General features: G+C 56.9%; 23 protein-coding genes and 1 pseudogene. 13 read left to right on the forward strand and 11 right to left on the reverse strand.

The features are described from left to right. Together WCG50_RS10085 and WCG50_RS10090 are read left to right on the forward strand one after the other, a co-directional pair. Nucleotides 1-264 (forward strand): annotated as a pseudogene (locus WCG50_RS10085) (PQQ-dependent dehydrogenase, methanol/ethanol family); the annotation flags it as partial. 75 nt (nt 265-339) lie between these two features. After that, the gene (locus tag WCG50_RS10090) at nt 340-1,044 is read left to right on the forward strand and encodes a hypothetical protein (protein ID WP_336899468.1); all 705 of its coding nucleotides are present in this window, start codon (nt 340-342) and stop codon (nt 1,042-1,044) included. A gap of 3 nt (nt 1,045-1,047) precedes the next feature. Here WCG50_RS10090 and WCG50_RS10095 read toward each other — a convergent pair whose 3' ends face one another. Genes WCG50_RS10095 through WCG50_RS10135 form a run of 9 tightly spaced genes read right to left on the reverse strand, consistent with a single transcriptional unit; the run spans nt 1,048 to nt 8,346 of the window. Continuing rightward, entirely contained in the window at nt 1,048-2,043 is a 996-nt protein-coding gene (locus WCG50_RS10095) for a tripartite tricarboxylate transporter substrate binding protein (RefSeq protein WP_336899469.1), read from the reverse strand. Next, the gene (locus WCG50_RS10100) at nt 2,040-2,780 is read right to left on the reverse strand and encodes a hypothetical protein (protein WP_336899470.1); all 741 of its coding nucleotides are present in this window, start codon (nt 2,778-2,780) and stop codon (nt 2,040-2,042) included. The genes WCG50_RS10095 and WCG50_RS10100 overlap by 4 nt, the downstream gene beginning before the upstream one ends. Beyond that, entirely contained in the window at nt 2,777-3,271 is a 495-nt protein-coding gene (locus tag WCG50_RS10105) for a hypothetical protein (protein WP_336899471.1), read from the reverse strand. The genes WCG50_RS10100 and WCG50_RS10105 overlap by 4 nt, the downstream gene beginning before the upstream one ends. Nucleotides 3,272-3,274: 3 nt before the next feature. Then, the gene (locus WCG50_RS10110) at nt 3,275-3,880 is read right to left on the reverse strand and encodes a hypothetical protein (RefSeq protein ID WP_336899472.1); all 606 of its coding nucleotides are present in this window, start codon (nt 3,878-3,880) and stop codon (nt 3,275-3,277) included. 6 nt (nt 3,881-3,886) lie between these two features. Then, nucleotides 3,887-4,591, reverse strand: coding sequence for a hypothetical protein (locus WCG50_RS10115; protein ID WP_336899473.1), 705 nt, complete (start codon nt 4,589-4,591; stop codon nt 3,887-3,889). Beyond that, nucleotides 4,591-5,460 (reverse strand): ABC transporter permease, encoded by an 870-nt coding sequence (locus WCG50_RS10120; RefSeq protein ID WP_336899474.1) that lies wholly within the window; start codon nt 5,458-5,460, stop codon nt 4,591-4,593. Before WCG50_RS10120 ends, WCG50_RS10115 begins: the two co-directional genes overlap by 1 nt. After that, nucleotides 5,457-6,623, reverse strand: coding sequence for a branched-chain amino acid ABC transporter substrate-binding protein (locus WCG50_RS10125; protein WP_336899475.1), 1,167 nt, complete (start codon nt 6,621-6,623; stop codon nt 5,457-5,459). The genes WCG50_RS10120 and WCG50_RS10125 overlap by 4 nt, the downstream gene beginning before the upstream one ends. An 8-nt stretch (nt 6,624-6,631) precedes the next feature. Continuing rightward, nucleotides 6,632-7,612, reverse strand: a complete 981-nt coding sequence (locus WCG50_RS10130; RefSeq protein WP_336899476.1) for a PQQ-dependent catabolism-associated beta-propeller protein — start codon at nt 7,610-7,612, stop codon at nt 6,632-6,634. Then, nucleotides 7,609-8,346, reverse strand: coding sequence for an ABC transporter ATP-binding protein (locus tag WCG50_RS10135; protein ID WP_336899477.1), 738 nt, complete (start codon nt 8,344-8,346; stop codon nt 7,609-7,611). Before WCG50_RS10135 ends, WCG50_RS10130 begins: the two co-directional genes overlap by 4 nt. A 187-nt stretch (nt 8,347-8,533) precedes the next feature. Here WCG50_RS10135 and WCG50_RS10140 point away from each other — a divergent pair, with 187 nt between their 5' ends. Further along, on the forward strand, nt 8,534-9,550 hold the full coding sequence (locus tag WCG50_RS10140) for a hypothetical protein (RefSeq protein ID WP_336899478.1): 1,017 nt from the start codon (nt 8,534-8,536) through the stop codon (nt 9,548-9,550). Nucleotides 9,551-9,574: 24 nt separating this feature from the next. Here the strand turns inward: WCG50_RS10140 and WCG50_RS10145 are convergent, their stop codons facing one another. Continuing rightward, complete coding sequence (locus WCG50_RS10145; protein ID WP_336899479.1) at nt 9,575-11,659, reverse strand: sigma-54-dependent Fis family transcriptional regulator; 2,085 nt, start codon at nt 11,657-11,659, stop codon at nt 9,575-9,577. Nucleotides 11,660-11,915: 256 nt separating this feature from the next. On the opposite strand from WCG50_RS10145, the gene pedF reads away from it, so the two are divergent. The 7 genes from pedF (at nt 11,916) to WCG50_RS10180 (ending at nt 18,977) form a co-directional block, all read left to right on the forward strand. Continuing rightward, nucleotides 11,916-12,410, forward strand: a complete 495-nt coding sequence (gene pedF / locus WCG50_RS10150; RefSeq protein ID WP_336899480.1) for a cytochrome c-550 PedF — start codon at nt 11,916-11,918, stop codon at nt 12,408-12,410. A gap of 51 nt (nt 12,411-12,461) precedes the next feature. Beyond that, entirely contained in the window at nt 12,462-13,325 is an 864-nt protein-coding gene (locus WCG50_RS10155; RefSeq protein ID WP_336899481.1) for a transporter substrate-binding domain-containing protein, read from the forward strand. A gap of 77 nt (nt 13,326-13,402) precedes the next feature. After that, a complete protein-coding gene (gene mgrA, locus WCG50_RS10160) occupies nt 13,403-14,446 on the forward strand; it encodes an L-glyceraldehyde 3-phosphate reductase (protein WP_336899482.1) in 1,044 nt (347 codons plus the stop codon). A gap of 4 nt (nt 14,447-14,450) precedes the next feature. Then, nucleotides 14,451-15,311 carry an EamA family transporter gene (locus tag WCG50_RS10165; protein ID WP_336899483.1) on the forward strand — a complete coding sequence of 287 codons (861 nt, stop codon included), beginning with the start codon at nt 14,451-14,453 and terminating at the stop codon, nt 15,309-15,311. 37 nt (nt 15,312-15,348) lie between these two features. After that, a complete protein-coding gene (locus WCG50_RS10170; RefSeq protein ID WP_336899484.1) occupies nt 15,349-16,551 on the forward strand; it encodes a threonine ammonia-lyase in 1,203 nt (400 codons plus the stop codon). Between the two features lie 55 nt (nt 16,552-16,606). Beyond that, entirely contained in the window at nt 16,607-16,747 is a 141-nt protein-coding gene (locus WCG50_RS10175) for a hypothetical protein (protein WP_336899485.1), read from the forward strand. A 346-nt stretch (nt 16,748-17,093) separates the two neighbouring features. Further along, the gene (locus WCG50_RS10180) at nt 17,094-18,977 is read left to right on the forward strand and encodes a phosphoenolpyruvate carboxykinase (GTP) (RefSeq protein ID WP_336899486.1); all 1,884 of its coding nucleotides are present in this window, start codon (nt 17,094-17,096) and stop codon (nt 18,975-18,977) included. 83 nt (nt 18,978-19,060) lie between these two features. On the opposite strand, the gene WCG50_RS10185 is transcribed toward WCG50_RS10180, so the two are convergent. Beyond that, nucleotides 19,061-19,489 (reverse strand): hypothetical protein, encoded by a 429-nt coding sequence (locus WCG50_RS10185; RefSeq protein ID WP_336899487.1) that lies wholly within the window; start codon nt 19,487-19,489, stop codon nt 19,061-19,063. Between the two features lie 124 nt (nt 19,490-19,613). On the opposite strand from WCG50_RS10185, the gene WCG50_RS10190 reads away from it, so the two are divergent. The 3 genes from WCG50_RS10190 (at nt 19,614) to WCG50_RS10200 (ending at nt 22,018) form a co-directional block, all read left to right on the forward strand. Next, nucleotides 19,614-20,582 carry a LysR family transcriptional regulator gene (locus WCG50_RS10190; protein ID WP_336899488.1) on the forward strand — a complete coding sequence of 323 codons (969 nt, stop codon included), beginning with the start codon at nt 19,614-19,616 and terminating at the stop codon, nt 20,580-20,582. Between the two features lie 43 nt (nt 20,583-20,625). Next, complete coding sequence (locus WCG50_RS10195) at nt 20,626-21,492, forward strand: metallophosphoesterase (protein WP_336899489.1); 867 nt, start codon at nt 20,626-20,628, stop codon at nt 21,490-21,492. A 103-nt stretch (nt 21,493-21,595) separates the two neighbouring features. Beyond that, nucleotides 21,596-22,018: a universal stress protein gene (locus WCG50_RS10200; protein ID WP_336899490.1), complete on the forward strand. Its 423-nt coding sequence runs from the start codon at nt 21,596-21,598 to the stop codon at nt 22,016-22,018. Nucleotides 22,019-22,127: the final 109 nt, after the last annotated feature.

A 22,127-nucleotide genomic window follows, 5' to 3' on the forward strand; every position in this document is an offset into this window, starting at 1 on the left:
ACCGCTGGCAATCTGGTTTTCTGGGGCACGCCTGAAGGCTTCCTGAAAGCCGCTGATGCCACCACCGGCAAAGTAGTCTGGGAATTCCAGACTGGCTCTGGCGTGGTTGCACCTCCCATCACCTGGGACATGGACGGCGAACAGTATGTTGCCGTGGTTTCCGGTTGGGGTGGTGCCGTGCCTCTGTGGGGCGGAGAAGTGGCCAAACGCGTCAGCTTCCTTGAACAAGGTGGCTCGGTCTGGGTTTTCAAGCTCTTGAAATAAGCACTGGCTTAATTTAAAAAACCGCCTTCGGGCGGTTTTTTTTGCTCAATATATCTAACCCTTTGAAAGTACAAAGTGACTCAATTCCATGTCAATAAGTTGTTGCTTCTGGCTGTTCTTTCTGTCAGCTTGAATGCCTGGGCCGGTGACCGTCCTTACCTTGCCACCAGCACCGCCGTGGCTGAAGAAGACGATGATGGCGTCTGGTCTGTGGCAACTGCGTACCAACAAGTTGGGATTAATAAGATTTTGAGTGGCTCCGTTGAATATGCCTTCAACCCCACTAATTCGATACAGTTTGAACTGACCCACACCCTCGACACTGAAGCCGATTCAGCGGGGCAGGAAGCAGAGATTGAGTTCAAACATTTGTTCAATCACATTGCACGCGATGGCTGGGGCTTAGGCGTATCGGCTTCGCTTGTTTTTGCCAAACCCCAGGATGAAGTCTGGCGGCACGGGGGCGTCACACTGAACGTCCCTTTCAGTCTGTCGCTCTGGGAAGGCGATGGTTTGTTCCATTTGAACGCTGGCGCCATGAAACCCGTCGATGAAAACCTGCAATGGACCGCTTCAGCCGCCATTGAACGTAAGGTCGCCAAGGGCACGACCTTGTTTGCGGAAATCGCACGCCAAGGTGATCAGAATTTATTGCATGGCGGTGTGCGCTATTGGCTCAAGAAGGACAAAGTAGCGCTCGATTTTTCCTTGCAACGAACCCAGGGGCCCGATCAAAGCGCCGAGGGCTTCGTGATCGGACTCAACCTCTTCGATTTGTGAAATTCAATTTCCCGGGCGCGTCTGTCCGAGGCGCTCGACATGGCGGCGCTCAGCGGCAAACGTTTCACGCATGACGCGGCCATAGTCTTCTGAACCCAGGTAGTTCAGTTCCTGATCGTACTTGCCGATTTCATTCAAATGGCTTGACTCGTTCATCGCAGCTTTAAAGGCATCGTGCAACAGCCGAACAATCGGGGCTGGCATTGCGCGTGGCCCCACGATGCCGTACGGTGACATGGCAACGATGCCGAGCCCCAACTCCTTCATGGTGGGGGCGTAGGGCCACCGCTTGCTTCGATGATCGCCAAAGGTGGCCAGCAGCCGCAACCGCCCGGACTCGACAAAAGGAGCGAACCCAGTGGAATTAACGCCCACCATCAGCTGGGAAGAAGCCACCGCCATCATCTGCTCTGCCGTGCCCTTGTACGGCACATGAATATAGGTCAGACCTTGGCGGTCCATGAGTTCTTCCATCGCCGTGTGCGGCGTTGTGCCCATGCCATTGGAGCCCACGGTGAGCTCGCCCGGATGGGAGCGCGCCCAGTTCAGCATGTCCGCCACGGTATGAAACGGGCTATTTGCCGGAACCACGATGCCAAAGGTGTAACCCGAGATTTGAATGATGGGCGTGGTATCCCGAATGGGGTCCCACAACACTTTTTGCGTGTTGGCAATGTGAAAAACCGGCTGTGGTAATTGCGCCAGGGTATAGCCGTCAGGGCGGGCCATTTGCAGCAAGGGCATGGCCATGGTGCCCCCTGCGCCTGGCCGGTTTTCAATCACCATCGTTTGCCGGAGGTGCTTGCCGGCCTCTAGTGCCAGAACACGCATCGAAAAATCAGTTGACCCTCCCGCAGGCCACGGAACCAGAAGGGTGATCGGGCGCTGAGGAAAACGCGAATCATCGCTGGCGCTCGAGACAGCCGACTCGGCACCGGACAGGCAAAACAGGGCCGCGATAGATGTGAGGCACTGACGCCGATTAAAGTTTTCTTTCATTTCCACTCTTTCAATTCCAATGTCATCGTGCCACCCCCCAAAAACGACGAACCTGCCGGCTCCTCGCGTACCAACTTGACCAGGCCAACGCCCGAGCAATACCACTCGCGCGTTTTCAACGGCATGTCTTTCCAGCCCATGACCGGGTCCACAAACAAGCGGACGGCACCTACGCCCCGGACCCGCAGGCAATCATCAAAATGACCGGCGGTCGTTTCAATCGACTGCTTCACCGCTTCCAGCGTGTAAAGCATAGGAATCACGGGATGCGAATGGCGAATTTCGCGCGGAAAGTCATTCGGACGATGCAAGATATAGGCCGTGGTGCTGGCTTGCCATTGCGTTCCTGCAATCAGGGGCTCCTTGAGGACATATCGGTGCGGTGCATCCACCTGGTATTGTTCTTGAAGCTCAGGCCTTGAGGCCACCCGGTAGATTCCGGTTTCATCCTGTCGCAGCCAGTAGTTCATGCCGGTACTGCTTTGTCGGTGCCAAGCAGCGGCATCGGCCAGGTCTTCCTTCCCCCTATTTCTCAGCACCAGCGTTTCGCGCTCCGTCTTTTGGTTTTCAAACTCAGTGGTGACGCTGTAAGTCCAGGCATGGCCGGACTCCAACGGGAAATACCGGGCTGAAGGGACGACTGGCTGACACGCGCAGAGGCTCAAGAGAATGGCACTGCTCACCCCGACGCCCGCCATCGGCTTCAAACTTGTCAAGTGGCGCGAATTGAATTTCATTTTTCAGGCAACTGCGGTGCCGGCAAATCGCGGATCTTGATGACTTGCTCATCACTTCCGGGGCGCAACCAAGAAATACCGCCCTTGCCTTTTTTGGGTTCCGTCGTTCCCACCTGGCTCACCCCCTGGCGGTTTTTCTTCATGGCTTCTTCCAGCAGGGCATGCACATCCTTGGCATACGGCAAGGTGTAGGCCCGTGGTTTGTCGGTGGGTTTTCCGTTGTCCAGCGCATTGACCCAGACATGCAGTGCACCCTGGCGCAGTTTGGTAGGCTCATCGATGACAGCGGCCAGCAAGACAAAGCGTTCAGGCAGTGGGTCGGCACTGGGCCAGCCGGACAGGTCGTGAACGACGGTGTTGGCCCAAAAATAGAAGATCGCCACACCAGCGACCAGCGTGCCTTTGAGCCATCCCGGCCAACTTGACCAAAGCAGTGCCAGCGTCAGCAGGAGGAGCAACGCAGCGAAGGACAGGACTACAGCGAGGGTCATGGGTCAGATCCTTTCGACCAGAGTTTTGGGGAGGGTGTTGACGTTGGCCACACTGCCATCAGGCAACACCGTAAAGCGACACGCGGTGGCTTCATCACCTTTGCGGGCCAGCATGACCTGGCCGTAATAAACCACTTCAGCTTTCGGATTGACCTTGATCACCGACACGCTCACCTCCACGGGCTTCATGTCTTTGGAGTCGTAGTAGCTCACGTTCACCGTGTATTCGCCGGAGTCGATTCCGCGCAAGGTCACAACTTCCTGATTGAGCGGATTGACCACGACATGCCCATTCACAATGATGGTGTCGTTGGTCAGCCCCCGGTCATCGCGGTCCAGATGCATGAGTCCCGCTTCACGATTTCTGAACCAGACCAGACGGCCACTCGGGTCTTGGACCCAGGTATCAATGTCGTTAGGGTTCATGTCCGGCCACGACACCGTGATGATGAATTCGGCCTTGGAGGGAATGTCACCCGCTTTCAGTGCCTTCGGGTTCATGGCGAGCAAGGCAATGATGAAACAAAACACAAAGGCGATCAACATGTTGAACAACATGTCGTAAAACGGATCGACTTCCGGCTCCCGGGTGTGGCGGCGACTCGGCATAAAGGCTTACCGTTGTGGCGAGAAACGGCGCAGTCCCTCGCGTTGGCAGTCGGCCAAAAATACATCCGCAAAGCGGTCCAGGCGGGTGAGTTGCACGCCCAACAAAATATTTCCGACCAAGCCCACCATCGTGGTGAGCAAGGCAATGCCTAAACCGGAGGTCAGGCTTTTTAGCAGGTCTTGTGATTGGCTCGGATCAAAGTTTTCCATGTGACCGATGTGCAATGCCAGCACGGAAAATCCGATCACCTTGCCTAGCAGCCCCAGCTTTAGCTGGATGCCATTGACCCACCAGGCAGTCTGATGCGGGCCGTGGGTGTTTTCCAGCAACAAGTCCAGTGGCGTGTGAATATCCAGCGGCGCACCGGCCAGTGCGTGCAGGTACTCGCCCACCCAGCCCTGCACTTCAGACAAGGCGGCGCCTTGGCGCGACAGGTTCAACCAATGCCGCTGGCGAACCAACTCACGCGAGCGGCTCCCCGACCACAGTGTCGACACAGCAAAGACCACGAGGATAACCAGGGTCAACCCGGTCGGGTCGGACGTCAGCAGCAAGGCCCAGACGCCGCGCACGCCCATCAGCCAGGTGGCAAACACCAGCAGGCCAGTCAGTGCCAGCCACTCAAACCACAAGGGCTCAATATCGGTTTTACGACTCGCTGCCGTGCGGGACGTACTCGTCCAGCGGGCCAGCGGGGCAAGCCACTTCATCATCCCGCGCCCGGCCCCCGTTTGGTCAATGCGCCAAAGCCCCGCTGCGGGTCATAACCCCAGCACGCGAGAGCAAAGCACAGCAACAAAGTGCCCAGCACGACCCAGGGGGCGGTGCCGGGGTCTTTGCCATACAGGGCAAACCGCATCCACTCAATGGACAGACTGAAGGGGTTAAAGCGGGCCAACTGGTACACCCATTCAGCGCCGGATTCTTGCAGTTTCCACAAGGGGTAGAGCGCCGTGGAGATGAAGTACATGGGGAAAATTACAAAGTTCATGGTGCCGGCAAAGTTTTCCAACTGACGGATGTGAACGCTCAGCAGCAGGCCAATGGAGCCCAGCATCAAGGCGCCGCAAATCAGCGCCAGCAGAAAGTGCGCCAGTTGCGGCCCCAACAGCGGCAGTTGAGTGCCCAGCAAGGCCGCCACAATCACGAATGCCACCACCTGAATCAACGAGAGCACAGTTGTGGCAATGAGTTTGCAGGCCAGCACCCACCAGCGCGGCAGGGGGGCGGTGAGCAGCAAGCGCATCAAACCCATTTCGCGGTCGTACACCATGGCGAGTGAGGACTGCATGCCGTTGAACAACAGCACCATGCCAATCAACCCGGGGGCGATGTACTCGTCATAGGTGATGTAGGTGTCATAGGGATCGACTACCGAGACCCCAAAGACATTGCGAAAACCAGCGGCAAACACCACCAGCCACAGCAGGGGCCTGACCAGCGCCGACAACAGGCGGCCATATTGGCGTGAAAACTTGAAGAGTTCGCGCCCGACGATGGCATGCAGTGCCAGCAGCGCATGCTGCCAACCGGTTGCAGCGGCTCGCTTTGCAGGAGGGGATGGAGACTTGTCGTTCATGGTCGATTCGTGCAACGTTTTTCAGGGCTGTCCGCGCCCAGCGTATCAAGCACATTTCGGGGGTGCAGCACGCCTTCGACCGGGGCGATGCCGATCACGCCTTGACCGTCGGTGAGCAACAGCGTCTGCTGCAACTGACCGTCCCATGGCCTGAATTGCATCGACACGCCTTTGGAACCGTCCAGATTGAGCGAATTCAGGGCAGCCAGTAATTCTGGCGCTGCACTTTTGGTCAAACTGCCCGCCGCCAGACTGAGGGCTTTACCGGCCATCCAACTGGCCCAGTCCTGTTGGGTCATGGCGCGCTTGTAGGCTTTGGCAAACCGGCGTGAGACCTGGGGTGCACCGTAGCGTTCATATTGCGCGTGCCAGCCCAAAGCCACCATGCCCGCATCGCCCACCACCGGTCGGGCAGCCTGCGTGTTGTAAGGCAAGGTCCGGGCAAATTCGCCGTCGGCATCCACCACCCAGATCACGTCGTAGTTGACGCCGCTGGTGAGTAATTTGGTATTGGCCAAGTCGCGTTCGCGCGGGTCGGCCGACAACTTGAAGGGTCTATCGGCCACCAGTTTGAGACCATAGCGGCGCAGGCTGGCTTGTGCAGCGGCGGAACTGACACGATCTTCTACGGTCGTGCCAGACAGCATCAGCACCTGCGACCATTTCCGGGACACGAGGGTCTGCGCCAGCGCGTCAGTTCGCATGCGCTCACTGGGCAAGGTGTGCAGCAGATTGCGCCGGCACTGTGCTTCACGCAAGCTGTCTGCACCGGCCCCAACATTGATCACTGGCACCTTGACAGCCATCGCCACGGCGGTGACCCAGCTTGCGGGCAGGTTCACGACCAGCGCCTGTTGGCCCGCCTTTTCCGCTTGTTGTGCCGCTGTACGGGCGGCATCCAGACTGGAGACGCTGATGGTTTTTGAACTGATCTGGGTGTGCGCTGCGTCCAACTCAAAACGGGCATCTTCCAGGGCCAGGTTCCAGCCCTCAGAGGCCGGGCCGCCGGGATGGCCCAGGTAGGCACGGTCCAACTGCGGTCGCTCAAGTGCCGGGGAAGTCATATCTTCCAACACGGTTACCGTCCAATTGGCAGCCTGAGCCAGGGCAGAAGCCATCAAGAGGATGCTGCCGGCCAGAACGCGAAGTATCGGCTTGCTCATGCTGCGCATCAGTTCGTCAAGACCACGGTGTGCGGCACACGCCCCACCGGAATGCTGACAAGTGCTCGGGCTTTCACGGTGTCGACAATCGTCATGTCATCCGACAGGCCATTGACGACGTAGAGCTTAGATTCATCCGCGCTCAAGGCCACGCTCCAAGGCCGTTTTCCAACCAATACCTGATCCGTTATTTTTCGGCTCGCCACGTCAATGAAAGCCACATGGTTGGCGCGCCCCATGGTCACGTAGGCGCGTTTGCCATCCTGAGTCATGACCAGACCAATCGGGGTGATGTCAGATTCACGCGCACCCTTGAGTTGCAAGGCAATCGTTGCCAACACGCTGTAGTCTTTGAGCGAGATGACACTGACACTGGCGCCCAGTTCATTGCTGACCCACAACTCCTGCCCGTTGGGCGTGATGGCAAAGCGCCGTGGACGCTTGCCCACCAGAATATTTTTCTTGATGGTTTTTGTGGCGATATCAATCACATGAACCATGCTGGCCACTTCCGAGGTAACGAACACGGTTTGCCCATCCGGCGAGACCTTCACCCCTTCGGGTTCCTTGCCGACCTTGACCTGCCCTGTTTTTTTGCCACTGCTGGCATCGATGAAGCTCAGTTCGGCGTCGTCTTCATTGGAGGCAAAAAACGTTTTCCCATCGTGAGAGACATCAAAGATCTCGGGGCTGTCGCCCAAGGGCACACGTCGCACGGACTTGTGCGTCGCCAGATCAATCACATCGGCCGCATTGGAGTCACTGCACGCCACTAACATCTGCTTGCGGTCCGGGCTAAGTTGCATGTGGCGTGGCCGCTTGCAGGTGGGCACCGTGCCCGTGACCTTGCCCTGACCCAAATCAACAAGGGTAATGGTGTTGTCTTTTTCGCTGCTCACCCAAGCTTGCGTCTGGGCATGAAGGGTTGCACTGCCCAGCACACCCATAGACAACGCAAGCACTGGTGCCAAAAGTATTTTTTTATTCATGTGTTGTCCTGGTTTTCTGTTCGTCTTGTCATTTGAATAAAACCCTCCTCAAGGGTGCTTCCTCCTAGCTGCTGCCGGACTTCCGTAGGCGTGCCAGAGGCGAGCAGTTCGCCGTGGTGCAGTACCAGCACACGGTCAGCCTGCTCAGCTTCCTCCACCAGATGCGTGGCCCACAACACCATGCACTGATGCGCTTGCACTTGACTTTTCACGGCGAGTTGCAGGTCACGACGCGACTTGGGATCAAGCCCGACGGTGGGCTCATCCATCAAAATCAGGGCCGGTTGGTGCAAGAGTGCACGTGCCAGTTCGACCTTGCGCCGATTACCGCCCGACAACTCCCGCACGGTTCGCTCCAGGGTTTCGGGCAATCCCAGTTGCGCCAGAAGTGCTTGCGCGGTCGCTTGCACATCTCGCCAGCGAAGTCCATGCAACTGGGCATGAAACATCAGGTTGCGTTTGACCGTCAAGTCCAGGTCCAGCGCCTGCTGCTGAAAAACGACGCCGATGCGGGAAAGCACTTGCGCCGGTTGCTTCCGAAGAGATACACCAAACAAATCAACATCACCAGCATCGGGCGAGAACAAGCCAGTGAGGACCTGAAAGAGCGTTGATTTACCCGCGCCGTTCGGCCCCAGCAATACGCAAAATTGCCCCGGCTGAAGATCGAGCGAAAGCTGGTTTAACGCGAGGTGAGCGCCGTAGCGCTTGCTGATGTGCTTGATCGATAGCATGGTTTAACCGGGGGTAAACCAGCACTCAAGGTGTTGCAATTTGGAGCACATGTTTCTGCTAAGGTTCATTGACTGTAGTTAAGCTTTATTTCGCACGTTTCATGCCAATTCAATCTGAAATTATGTTTTTTTTGCAATTATCAACAGGGCTTTCTTTGTCAACAATAGGGCATTCCCGGAACTCACCATGAGTCTGTTCAAACGCCTGCTGAATTGCTTCCTCATGACGCCGCTGGCCGTGCTGGTCGTTGCTTGCGGGTCCGTTGGAAATCCGCAATTGACGGCTCAGTCCCGGCCCTGCTTGCCAGCGCTTTCAGATGTTCACACACCCGTTCAATGGCAAACAATAGGCCCCAACCTCTGGCTGCATTTGGCTTTCACCGATACCTTTAGCAACCCTCTTAACCAGGGACATATCAGCAACATAGTTTTCGCGCTTGACCCGACGCCGACAGGTGCCCGAGGTTGGTTGGTCGGCAGTGGACCCGATGCTGCGACTGGGCGGGCACTGGCCTGTAGTCTGCAGCGCACGTTGGGCGCGACCGTTACCGATGTCATCAGTGCACGCGCTCACCCAGAAAGTGTGCTGGGTGCCGCCGGACTGCCGCAAGTGCGTCACTGGGCTTTAGCGCCTGTTCTGGGTGCCATGAAGGAACGCTGTGAGCACTGTCTTAAGCGGCTCGAACTTGCGGTGAATTCGACCACCCCGCTGGTTGAAAAGGTGTCACTACCCAATCACCTGATCACCGACCCCCAGCTAGGTCCGTTTGACGTCTTGTCAGACGAGGTACAACCTCAGCAAGCCATCACCCTGATCTACCACCGCGCCAGCAAAACATGGATCTTGCCGGGGCTGGTTTGGGGGCTGGAAGTCGCGCCTGACCTGCGCGAGGCCCAGGCCACGGATATGCTGCGTGTACTTCAACGCTTGGCGCTGATACATCCCGCGCGCATCGTGCCGGAGCAGGGCGCTGTCGGCGATGAGACTTTGATTGCTCACAACCTCAGTTATTGGCAACGCTTGCTGGCAGAACTTAATTCGCGCTGGCAACGGGGCGAGAGTCAACCTGGCAACGCCTCCGGCTTGCTACCAACGTCAGCGATAGGCGCCAGCCCTAGCACCCGATTACGGGATCGATTGAACGCCCAACGTGCATGGCAGCAGATTGAAAACAGCGGGTTTGAAAACCTGCCTGCAAAGTGAGGCCAGGCGTATCGCGCTGTGGCTTCAAGCCTGCTTCTTAAGCTTTCTGTAAATCGTATTACGGCTGATGTTCAATTGCTTGGAGGCCGTTGAGACATTGCCACCACAAGCTTCCAGGACGCGTCGAATGGTTGAAATTTCAACCTGCTCCAGGTTATCGGCACCCAGGTCTGCCGAAGCCGGCGTCTTCAATATGCCCCATTGACTGGTCTCGGCAGCGGCGGGGCGTCCAGAAAGCTCAGGATAGGAAGTCCTGACGCCCTCGTCGGCATCCAGTTTGATTTCTACTTCCTGAATCAACACAGCCAACTCCTCCAGAAAATCATCAGCCAGGTGGTCGCGGGTGATTTCGTGGGTATCGCTGGCCATGATGGCAGCGGTCTTAAGAACATTGTTCAACTGGCGCAGATTGCCGGGCCAGGCGTATTTCAAGAAAGCATGCATCAGCGTCGGTTGAATAGTCAACGCCCGATGCGGTGACAATTCGCGCAATATTTTTTGACAGAGTGCACTGATATCGGTGCGGTCGCGCAGTCGTGGCAACTTGACCGACAGGCCGTTGATACGGTAATACAAGTCATCGCGGAAACAGCGCTGGTCTATCAATTCACGCAGGTTACGGTGCGTCGCGCAAATCAGGTTTACATCGATGTCCATCGGGCGATGCCCGCCCAAAGGCACCACCTTGCGCTCTTGCAACACCCTCAGCAGTCGGGCCTGCAGCGACAAGGGCATGTCGCCAATTTCATCCAGGAACAAGGTGCCGCCATTGGCCTGCAGCAACTTGCCGGCAGCGCCTTTGCGCTTGGCGCCCGTAAATGCACCTTCCTCATAGCCAAACAACTCCGATTCAATTAACTGCTCTGGAATTGAGGCGCAATTAATGGCCACAAAGGGGCGGTCACGGCGTTGGCTGAACTGATGAATGGCGTTGGCCAACAACTCTTTGCCAGTACCGGTTTCACCCAGAATCAAAATCGAAATATCTTTGTCAATGACGTGCCTGACTTTTTGTGTGACAGCACGAACCTGCGCATCGCCCAAGTCAAGTTCATCAAGTTGGTAAGTCGTTTTTCTGAAAGCAGAGGGAGCCGCTGGCTGGCTCTGTGCGGTGGCGGAAGAAAATGACGCCAACGGGGGTGATTTGAAAGGCATTGTCACCGTGTTTGCCGACATTGTGGATTCGTTCCAACTCACACGCACAAACATTTCCTTGCCGTTGCCTAAGTACATTTTCATAGGGGCAAAAGAGGCCAGGCGCAACTTGTCCATGAGTTCGCCAAAGCCCAGACCAAAGAGCATACGCAAGCCCTGGATTCGCATGGCGGAGGCGTTGATGCCTAGAATTTTCAGGCCTGCCCGGTTGGTGCCCAGTATTTTTCCATCCTCACCAAATGCGATGATGCCTTCCTCGGCGGTGCCAATCAACTCCCCCTGCGGGTGAAAGTGAAGCTGCAGCGATTGACGGAATTTGTCGCGAAACCAGTGGTTCTCAATGGTTCTTGCACACATTTCGACCAGCACCATGGTGTGCGGATGAAATGAGCGCTTGTCGCCTGACACATCCAGCACCCCAATCACATTGCCCGAATGATCCAGGATCGGCGAGGCCGCACAGGTGAGGTTGTGGTTGGACTGAATATAGTGTTCATTGCCATGCACATAGATATCGGACTCCAGAATCAGGGCTGTCCCAACGGCGTTGGTTCCTTTGGACGACTCCGCCCAGCTGACCCCAGGACGCAAGGCAACTTTTTCGGCATGTTCAATAAACGTGCTTTGGCAGCGTGTGCGCAAGATGGTGCCCGTGCCGTCGGTCAGGACAATCATGCTGCCGAAATCTCCCACGCATTTTCCAAGCATCTCGACCACCGAGGTGGCTTGCGCAATCAGGCGCGCATTGCGTTCCAGCGTCACGCGAAAGTCGGCCAGCATTTGAGCGGAAAAATCACAGGCCTCAAACGACTTCAAACCCAGAAACTTGCAACGGGCGTGTGACTCAAGTATCAGCTGGCTGGGCGAACCAGGTCGGGCATCCAGTTCGTACTCTTTGAAGGAGGTGGACTGTGAAGCGCCATCTTTCGGGCCGTTTATAAACGGTGCGGTCATGAACTTGTCTCCTGTTCGGGTATTCCCGTATTTTTAGGACCCATGATTGTTTCGTCATGTCGCGATTTGGATCACCTAGGCATTTTTTGCCTTTTTTTTGCACCGGACAAAGTTTCTCGCGTCAAGTACGCAAATCAATAATCGTGCAGTGTATAGCTAGTTTATGCCTTGCGCCATCTGAATTTTCGACATAGGAATGGATTGGCATAGTAGTTGCTTTTAGGACTAGGTGTGTCAACTCAACAGGTTCGGTAATATGAAAATCAGCTCCAACTTTCAACAGCGTTCTACCCTCATTCTTGCGACCTTTATGCTGTCGCTTTCCAGTGCGGTGTGGGCACATGGCAATGTGACACCGCAATCAGTCGACACCTCGACCTTGCCGGTCTTGGGCACCGTCTGGAAATCTCAAAATCCTTACACCGGCAATGAGGCCGCCATCAAGGTCGGCACCTCGGCGTTCAACCAGAACTGCGCACGTTGCCATGGACTGGAAGCGATCTCTGGCGGTATTGCGCCTGACCTGCGCCGACTGGACAACGAATGCGCCACTTTGAAAGACGCTAAAAAGCAGACGATGTGCGCACGTGAAATCGATGATTTTTTTATCGGCAAATTTCGCAAGGGTGTATCACGTAACGGCGCGGTCTACATGCCTCCTTTTGAAGGCATCCTGAACCAGGAAGCCGCCTGGTCCATCAAGAGCTATCTTGAAACACGTCGGGAAAAACCCTTGGCTGCAGCCAAGTAATACCAGACCACAATATCGTTTGGTGACGACTGACGAGACAAAGGAATTCCCATGACGAAAGATTTGCCATTGAACGGCGTACATCGCAGGCGCTTGATGCAGGCAGGCGCCCTGCTGACCCTGACGGGCACGGCGGCCTGGGCACAAGCCCAGGAGGTCGAGGCACTGGATCGCATTCGCAAGCGCGGCAGTCTGGTGGTGGCGGTGTATAACGCTATGCCCCCTTTTCATGTAGAAGGTGCGGGCATTGATGTAAAAATCGCTGAGCAACTGGCCCTGTCTCTTGGCGTTGCCCTTAATTTATTGCCCTTTAATGCGGGCGAGAACATGGAAGACGACTTGCGCAACATGGTTTGGAAAGGCCATTACCTCGGGTTTGGACCGGCCGATGTTTTGCTCCACGTTCCGGTTGACAAGCCGCTGATGGACAGCCAGAAACAGGCGCTGATCTTTGCCCCCTATTACAAAGAAACTGTAGCTCTCGCCTATGACGTCGAGCGCGTTCCACAACTGGAAAGCCTCGCCGACCTCAAAAACCACAAAGTGGCTGTGGCCGGGCAAACGCTGGCAGGCTGGTTGTTGATTGGTTCTGACGAAGGCGCTTACCGCGAACAACTCATGACGCGCATGGAAGACGGCGCCACAGCGGCCCGACTCCTGTTGTCAGGCGAAGTAGCGGTAGCAGCTGGCAATGCCTCAGAATTGCATAGCGTGCTCAAGGGCAACAAGAGGTACAGGGTTATCCCTATGCCGATTCCACGGGCGCCCCGAAATGGTTGGGCGGTAGGAATGGCCGTCAAAAAGAATGCCACTGATCTGGCCCGTGCCCTGCAGTCAACCGTCAACGACATGGCCAAGGACGGCCGACTTTCCGGAATATTTGCAGCCCAGGGCGTGCCTTGGGGCGCAGCCTGATTTAAGGCACTGGCTGGAGTTGGCCGGGATGCCCCTTCGCAGGCATCCTGGCAGACATGCGACAGATAATGATCGTCATGAACTACCAAGCCGACCCCACCCGCTACGCCACCATGCCTTACCGCACCTGCGGACGCAGCGGGCTTAAGTTACCCGCCGTGTCTTTGGGGCTGTGGCACAACTTTGGCGACGCCACGCCGATGGAAACGCAACGCGCCATGCTGCGTACCGCCTTTGATCTGGGCATCACCCATTTCGACCTGGCCAACAACTACGGCCCGCCGTATGGCAGCGCCGAGACCAACTTTGGCGAACACCTTCGACGCGACTTCAAGCCCTACCGCGACGAGCTCATCATCTCCAGCAAGGCCGGTTGGGACATGTGGCCCGGCCCTTATGGTTCTGGTGGAGGTTCGCGCAAATATGTGCTGGCCAGCCTTGACCAAAGCTTAAAGCGCATGGGTCTGGATTACGTTGATATTTTTTACTCCCACCGCTTTGACGCTGACACGCCCCTGGAAGAGACCTGTGGCGCACTGGCCAGCGCTGTGCAGCAAGGTAAGGCGCTGTATGTGGGCATTAGCAGTTACTCGGCGGCCAAGACCCGCGAGGCCGCTGCCATGTTGCGGGCCATGGGCGTTGCGCCGCTGATTCACCAGCCCTCCTACAGTCTGATGAACCGCTGGATTGAAGAAGACTTGCTGGACGTGCTCGACGAGACCGGCATGGGTTGCATCGCGTTCAGCGCTTTGGCGCAAGGTCTTCTGACCAACAAATATCTCGGTGGCATTCCGGCGGATGCCCGCATCAACCGACCCGGTGGTGACTCGCTCAAGGCCGAGCACCTGAACGAGCAAAACCTCAAACATGTGCGCGGTCTCAACGAAATTGCACTGCTTCGCGGTCAAAGCCTGGCCCAAATGGCCACCGCCTGGGTGCTACGCGACCCACGCGTGACATCGGCCCTGATCGGTGCCAGCCGACCGGCACAAATCACCGAACTGGTCGGGGCCTTGTCCAACCTGCAGTTTTCGGCAGAAGAGTTGGCCGCCATTGACCAGCATGCGGTCGAAGGCGGCATCAACCTGTGGGCGCGCCCTTCGTCCGATCAGCGGCCCTGAAGGGATGTCGCCAAATTTGTTAGCACTGGGCGCGATTGTCTTGTGGGGCACCCTGGCCACACTGGGGGTGGCTCTGCAACATGTTCCGCCATTTTTACTGACAGGCCTTGCCCTGCTGGTGGGTAGTCTGGTGGCATTACCGCTCTCTAATTTTCAGCTGTCGCGTTGGAAAGTGCCCCTGTCGACGCTGGTACTGGGGGTCTATGGCTTGTTTGGCTTTCATTTCTTGTTGTTTCTGGCCTTGCGTCACGCGCCTCCGGTGCAGGCCAACCTGGTGAACTATCTGTGGCCACTGCTGATGGTGGTGTTGGCACCCGTATTTTTATCTGGCATGCACCTGCGTGCGGTTCATCTGTTGGCGGCGCTCATGGGCTTCACCGGGGCGGTGATCGTGATTCTGGGGGGTGCCGGGCTTGCCGAAACGGTACAAGATGGCAGCGTTGCGTGGGGTTGGTCCTGGGGTTACGTGTCCGCTTTGGGTTCGGCTTTTATCTGGGCCAGTTATTCGCTGATGACCCAGCGCGTGACGCATTTCCCGACGGCGGCTATTGGTGGTTTTGCGTTGGTGTCAGGCCTGCTGTCGCTGCTGTGTCACTTCATGCTGGAGCCATCCATCAGTTTGACGGGCCGCGACTGGCTTCTTATTGGGGTGATGGGGCTGGGACCGATGGGCGCCGCCTTTTTTCTTTGGGATAAGGCGCTCAAGCTTGGTGATGCACGTCACATAGGCATCCTCAGCTACCTCACGCCGCTGCTGTCAACGGCGCTCCTTCTCATGGTCAGCGGCCGGCCTTTCACCTGGAACATTGCTTTGGCCGCATTGTTGATTGTGGGCGCCGCACTGCTAGGAACACGCCGAAACTAAAGAACACTGTCTTGTCGTTCCATTGGACAATGCGGCCATGATCCAACTCACCGACATCCAGTCTGCCGCCGCCCGTTTGACGGGCCACCTGTTGCGCACGCCCTGCGTCGCGTCCCGAACCCTGTCCGACATCACGGGCGCGCAGGTCTTCCTCAAATTTGAAAACCTGCAATTCACAGCCTCCTTCAAAGAGCGCGGCGCCTGCAACAAACTGGCGCAGCTGACCGCAGCCGAGCGCCAGCGCGGTGTGATCGCCATGAGCGCTGGCAACCATGCCCAGGGCGTGGCGTACCACGCTCAACGCCTGGGCCTGCGCGCCGTGATCGTGATGCCGCGCTTTACGCCGGGCGTCAAGGTGGAACGCACACGCGGTTTTGGCGCCGAGATTGTGTTGCATGGCGACACGCTGGACGAGGCGCGCGCTCACGCCCTGACACTGGCTGAGCAACAACAACTGATCTTTGTGCACCCCTATGACGACGCCGACATCGTGGCCGGTCAAGGCACGGTCGGGCTGGAGATGCTGCAGGAGGTACCCGATCTCGACACGCTGGTGGTTGCCGTGGGAGGTGGCGGCTTGATAGCGGGCATGGCCACTGCTGCCAAAACGATCAAGCCGGAGATCGAGATCATTGGCGTGCAAGCCACGCGTTTTCCGGCCATGTTCAATGCTTTCAAAGGAACCGCTCACCCACAAGGGGGGAGCAGCATCGCCGAAGGCATTGCCGTTGGCACGCCGGGTGTCATTCCTCAAGCCATCATTGTCCAATGCGTCAATGACATGCTGCTGGTGGACGAAGGCGACATCGAACAGGCCATCGTCATGCTACTGGAAGTTGAAAAAACACTGGTGGAAGGTGCTGGCGCAGCGGGCCTGGCCGCGCTTCTCAAGTACCCGGAACGATTCAAAGGCAAAAAAGTCGGGCTGGTCTTGTGTGGCGGCAATATCGACCCCTTGCTGTTGGCGGCCATCATTGAGCGCGGCATGGTGCGGGCTGGCCGCTTGGCGCGCATTCGTGTCAGCGCGCGCGACATCCCCGGGACGCTCGCCAAAATTACCGCAACCGTGGCCGAAGCGGGTGCCAATATCAACGAAGTACATCACCAGCGGGCCTTCACCACGCTGGCGGCACAAAACGTGGAGATTGAACTGGTGATCCAGACCCGCGGGCCGCAACATATCGAGGCGGTGCTGGCACAGCTGCTGCTTGCCGGGCTTGAGGCCCAGGTGATCCACTAAATGGCGCAAATGGGTAGAATTTCATTTTCGATATTTCAACCCCCTAGGAATTACCATGTCCAGCCCAGCTCCTCAAACGCAAACCCACGAAGCTGATGCTGTGGAATCGGTAGTCTCGTCCATGCCCCTGGTGCTGCCCTTGGCAGGTGCCGTGTTGATGTTTTTGCTCGCATTTATTGCCGTTTCAATGGCTTAATCGGGCTCTAGCCCTTTTAGCACTTGGGAAATACGCTTTAAATCACACAGCGTTTCCCAGTTACGCATTGATATAACGCATGTAATCCGGTGCCGCGGGCTGCACCTGTCACCACCCTTACCACTTACTCCATCGACCACATAAAGTTATGCAAGCTTTGCATAACTTTTCGATGTAACTGCTTGGTAACCGCCATCCAACTTCATAAAATTGTCATCCGGCTTGGTTATAGGCCGACTTGTGAATTTCTGATTCCTGAAACCGTTTTCTCAAAATGAATGACTCGCCTCTTAAAACGCGGGTCCGTTCTTTTTAAAAAGACGATTTTTTATTCTGGAGCTAACTTATGAACTCACCCGTGATGCAAGGCTTGACCCTCAACGCCCCAAGCTACGTTAAAAACGCCAAACTGATCGCCTGGGTCGCCGACATGGCTGCACTCACCAAACCCGCCAGCATCTACTGGTGCGACGGCTCCGATGAAGAATATGCCCGCCTGTGCCAACAACTGGTCGCATCCGGCACCTTTGTCAAACTCAACGAAACCAAACGCCCCAACAGCTTTCTGGCCTGCTCCGACCCCAGCGATGTGGCCCGCGTGGAAGACCGCACTTTTATCTGCTGCGAGAAAAAGGAAAACGCTGGCCCCACCAACAACTGGATGGCACCGGCCGACATGCGCGCGCTGCTGCAAACTGGCACACCTGAGACCAAAGCCCTGTTTGATGGCTGCATGAAGGGCCGCACCATGTATGTGGTGCCGTTCTCGATGGGACCGCTGGGCTCATACATTGCGCACATCGGCATTGAACTGAGTGACAGCGCTTATGTTGCCGTCAACCAGAAAATCATGACCCGCATGGGCAAAGCCGTTTATGACGTGCTGGGCACCGACGGCGAGTTTGTGCCTTGTATGCACACGGTAGGCGCTCCGCTGGAAGCCGGTCAGGCCGATGTGAAGTGGCCTTGCAACAAGAACAAATACATTGTTCATTTCCCTGAGACCCGTGAAATCTGGAGCCATGGCTCTGGCTACGGCGGCAATGCATTGCTGGGTAAAAAGTGCTTTGCGCTGCGCATCGCCTCCAATATGGGTCGTGACCAAGGCTGGTTGGCCGAGCACATGCTGATCTTGGGCGTGACCAATCCCCAAGGCAAAAAATACCACGTGGCAGCCGCTTTCCCAAGCGCTTGCGGCAAGACTAATTTCTCCATGCTGGTTCCACCGGCTGGTTTTGACGGCTGGAAAGTTACCACCATTGGTGATGACATCGCCTGGATCAAGCCGCATGCAGACGGAAAAATGTACGCTATCAACCCCGAAGCGGGTTATTTTGGCGTCGCCCCCGGCACCAACTTCCACACCAACCCCAACTGCATGGCCAGCTTGGACAAAAACGTGATTTACACCAACGTGGCACTGACCGATGACGGCGACGTGTGGTGGGAAGGCATGGAAAAAGACGGCGGCGGCGTGCCTGCGCACCTGATCGACTGGCAAGGCAATGACTGGACCCCAGAAATCGCCAAACAAACTGGTGCCAAGGCCGCCCACCCCAACTCACGCTTTACCGTGGCTGCGGGCAATAACCCAGCGCTTGATCCCGAATGGGACAACCCCGCCGGTGTGGCGATTGATGCCTTCATCTTCGGTGGCCGTCGTTCGACCACGGTGCCATTGGTGACAGAAGCCCGTACCTGGATGGAAGGCGTTTACATGGCCGCCACCATGGGCTCGGAGACCACGGCCGCTGCTGTGGGCCAAATGGGTGTGGTGCGTCGCGACCCGTTCGCCATGCTGCCGTTCTGCGGCTTCAACATGAGCGACTACTTCCAGCATTGGCTCGACATGGAGCACAAACTCGAAGCATCCGGCGGCACATTGCCCAGCATCTACTGCGTGAACTGGTTCCGCAAGGGTGACGACGGCAAGTTCGTCTGGCCCGGCTACGGCGAAAACATGCGTGTGCTTAAGTGGATGATTGACCGTCTTGAAGGCCAAGCCAAGGGCGTGGACAACCTGTTTGGCGTCAGCCCGACGTATGACGAACTCACCTGGACCGGAATGGACTTCACACCTGAGCAGTTCAACACGGTGACCAGCATTGACAAAGCGGCCTGGACTGAAGAGCTCAAGTTGCACACCGAGTTGTTCCAGCAGTTGGCCTACCACCTGCCCAAAGAACTCGAAGCCACCAAGGCGCAAATCGAAAAACGCCTGACTGCTTAAAAGTCTGAATGCAAAAAAGCCACCGAAAGGTGGCTTTTTTCATTGTGCGGCAGGAACCGCTTGTGGTGCTGAGGCAGGGAGGATTAACGCTCGCCGCGGGACATCGCGGCTTTTAAGTCAGCCATCACACGGGCATCGGACTGGGCAATCAGCCACAGACGGTCATCGGCACGGTTTTGGGCAATTCGCTCGGACCAGTCGTCCAGGGCACCAATCGCAGTGAATGCCAACTTACGCGCAGCACCTCCAAAAACAGCGATGGCCATGAAGCCCACCACCCACAAGGCGATCCAGGCCACCATCAGGTGTCCATCGGCCCAGGTTCCTAGCAATTGGTCAGCCACAACAATCAGGGCCGATACCATCGCCGCCAGCAGCATGGCACTCAAACCGGTCGAGCTGTTAAATCCACGATGGGCGTGCTCCATCGAAACTTTTGCTTTAAGAGGGGTTATCCGGCCAATGTTGACCGGGCGTTGATACGCTTGGTTGGGTTGTAATACGTTGGCCATGATGAACTCCTTCTGCAATGCCCCACCCAAATGGCGAAGCTGATTCCAATATTAGGGTAAACGCTGATATACATCAAATTTATATTTGTAATGCCGTATATTCACTACGGTGATTAAGTACCCCATGAACCCTACTAACTTTCGCACCCTCGACCTCAACCTGCTTCGCGTTTTTGATGAAGTCATGAAAGAGCGCAACCTGACGCGAGCAGCCCACAACCTGTCGCTCACCCAGCCAGCCGTGAGCAACGCCTTGCGCCGCTTCAGGGAATTTATCGGCGATGACTTGATAAAACGCAACGGTCATGCCATGTTGCCAACCCCTCGGGCTTTGGCCCTGTGGCCCTCAGTGCGGGAAGCGCTCAGCCAACTGCAAGAGGTACTCGGCCCCAGCACCTTTGAGCCGGCCAACGCAAGCACCACTTTTGTTGTAGCGATGGCAGATGCCACGGCCGCCAAACTGATGCCGGGACTGATTAAAGTGATGGACCAAGATGCACCCGGCATCTCTATTCGCGTGGTGCCACTCACCACCCGAGACCCCCGCCGGCTGCTCGATCTGGAGTCAGTAGACCTGGCCATTGGATACTTTCCAGCCACGTTGGCCGACCTGACAGCGAGGGCTCAAGCCGGAGAAACTGTTTCATTTTCACAACAAAGACTCTACAGCGGTGAATATGTCTGCGTCATGCGACACGATCACCCCTTGGCCGAGGAACCGCTAAGCCTTGACAACTATTGTGCGGCTCGACACTTGCTGGTGAGTTTTTCGGGCCGCCCCTTTGGCTTTGTCGACGAATCCCTGGCGCTGGTCGGGCGCGAACGGCGCATTGTCCTCACGGTCAACCAGTTCTTCACCGCAGGCAAGGTGGTGGCCAACTCCAATTTGTTAACGGTACTGCCACGCCATTTTGTGAGCGTGACGGGTTTCGCAGAACAACTGGTGCTTCGAGATTTGCCGTTTGCAGTCCCCATGGTTCAGGTCGATGCCATCTGGCACCACCGCATGCACCGGATCGGATCTCATCTGTGGCTGCGCAAAATGATCTCGGCAGTAGCCAAGTCTGCGTTCCAGGTTGATAGCCCCTCCTGAAGCCAACAACAAGTCCGTCGCGAACAGCACGGACAATCAGCCCATGAAAATACAGCTCCTGTCCGACCTGCATCTGGAGATTCACCCGGCTTGGGAGCCCACACCCGCCCCTGGCGCCGATCTGTTGGTGCTGGCGGGTGATATTGGCTCGTACCAACCCGGCTCCCTGCTCACAGATACCGACTTTGGCCTGGGCCGGTTTTCGCCAAAAAACGGCTGGCCCACCCCCGTTTATTTCACCCCCGGCAACCACGAATACGACATGCTGGACTTTGACCTGGCCCACGCCCGACTGCGCGACACCTGCGACCGCCTGGGCATCCAGTGGCTGGAGCGCGAAGTCATCACCTGGCCCGCCACGTCGAAACCGGCCGTGCGATTCATCGGTACTACGCTGTGGACAGATTTTGATGCGTTCGCCCCGACCAACGCCCAACCGGTCGTTGCCGCTAAAACACCGTCTGGCGCGCCCACCACCGGCCTTTTGACGCAGCAGCTCAAGGCCCGCGACAAGGCGTTTCGCGCTGCCAACTACTACCTGAAGAAAACCGGTAGCACCCGTCACGGCGTGCCGATGCTGGCCGCTGCCGTGCGCGAACAGGCCCTGGTATGCCAGGATTGGTTGACCCAAGCCCTGGCCGTGCCGTTTGCGGGCATTACCGTGGTGGTGACCCACTTTGCCCCGAGCCTCTTGAGCGCCGATCCGCGCTACGGACTCACGCCCGGCACAGCCGGTTTTTGCAATGCGCTGGACCACCTGCTGCCGCAGGCCCGGCTCTGGCTGCACGGCCACCTGCATGCCCCGAGCCAGTATGTGAGCGGGGGCTGCCGGGTCATCGCCAACCCCTTGGGCTACGCCCGCAAGAACGAACAGGATGCATTTCAGTCTGCGCAGTGCATCGAGCTATAAGCCGGCAAAGAAGCGCCAGCCATCCAGGGTCCTGAATCCTTGACATTAGGCAAGTAAGTGCACCCGGTCCTGACTACACTGAATATTTGCATCAGGAGTTCTCATGAAGATTCTTCTCGCGGTAGATGGCAGCCCTTACACCAAGAAAATGCTGGCTTACCTGACCACGCATGAGCTGTTTGCGCAAGAGGGCAACGACTACGCCGTGTTCACGGTGCAAGCCTTGCTGCCGCCCCGGGCTCGGGCGGCGGTCGGCAAGGAGATCGTGGCCAAGTATTACTTGGACGAGGCTGAAAAAGTACTAGCGCCCGTGACCAAGTTTTTGCTGCGCCACGGCATTGATGCCAAGAGCAGCTGGAAAACCGGCCATGCAGGCGAGACCATTGCCCAATATGCAGAAAGTGACAAATTCGATCTCATCATCATGGGCTCGCACGGCCACGGCACGCTGGTCAGTCTGGTGATGGGCTCCGTTGCCACCGAAGTGCTCGCGCATTGCAAGGTGCCGGTGCTGCTGGTGCGCTAGGCGCTTGGCCGGACCTTTATGATAGCTATTGTTTTAATAGCTTCTTACGCAGGTAGAACGGGGGGCGGTCTCAAATTCAAATGCAACACAGCAGTAGTTTATTGGATGA

The organism is Rhodoferax sp., assembly GCF_037143375.1.
Classification (GTDB): Bacteria; Pseudomonadota; Gammaproteobacteria; order Burkholderiales; family Burkholderiaceae_C; genus Rhodoferax.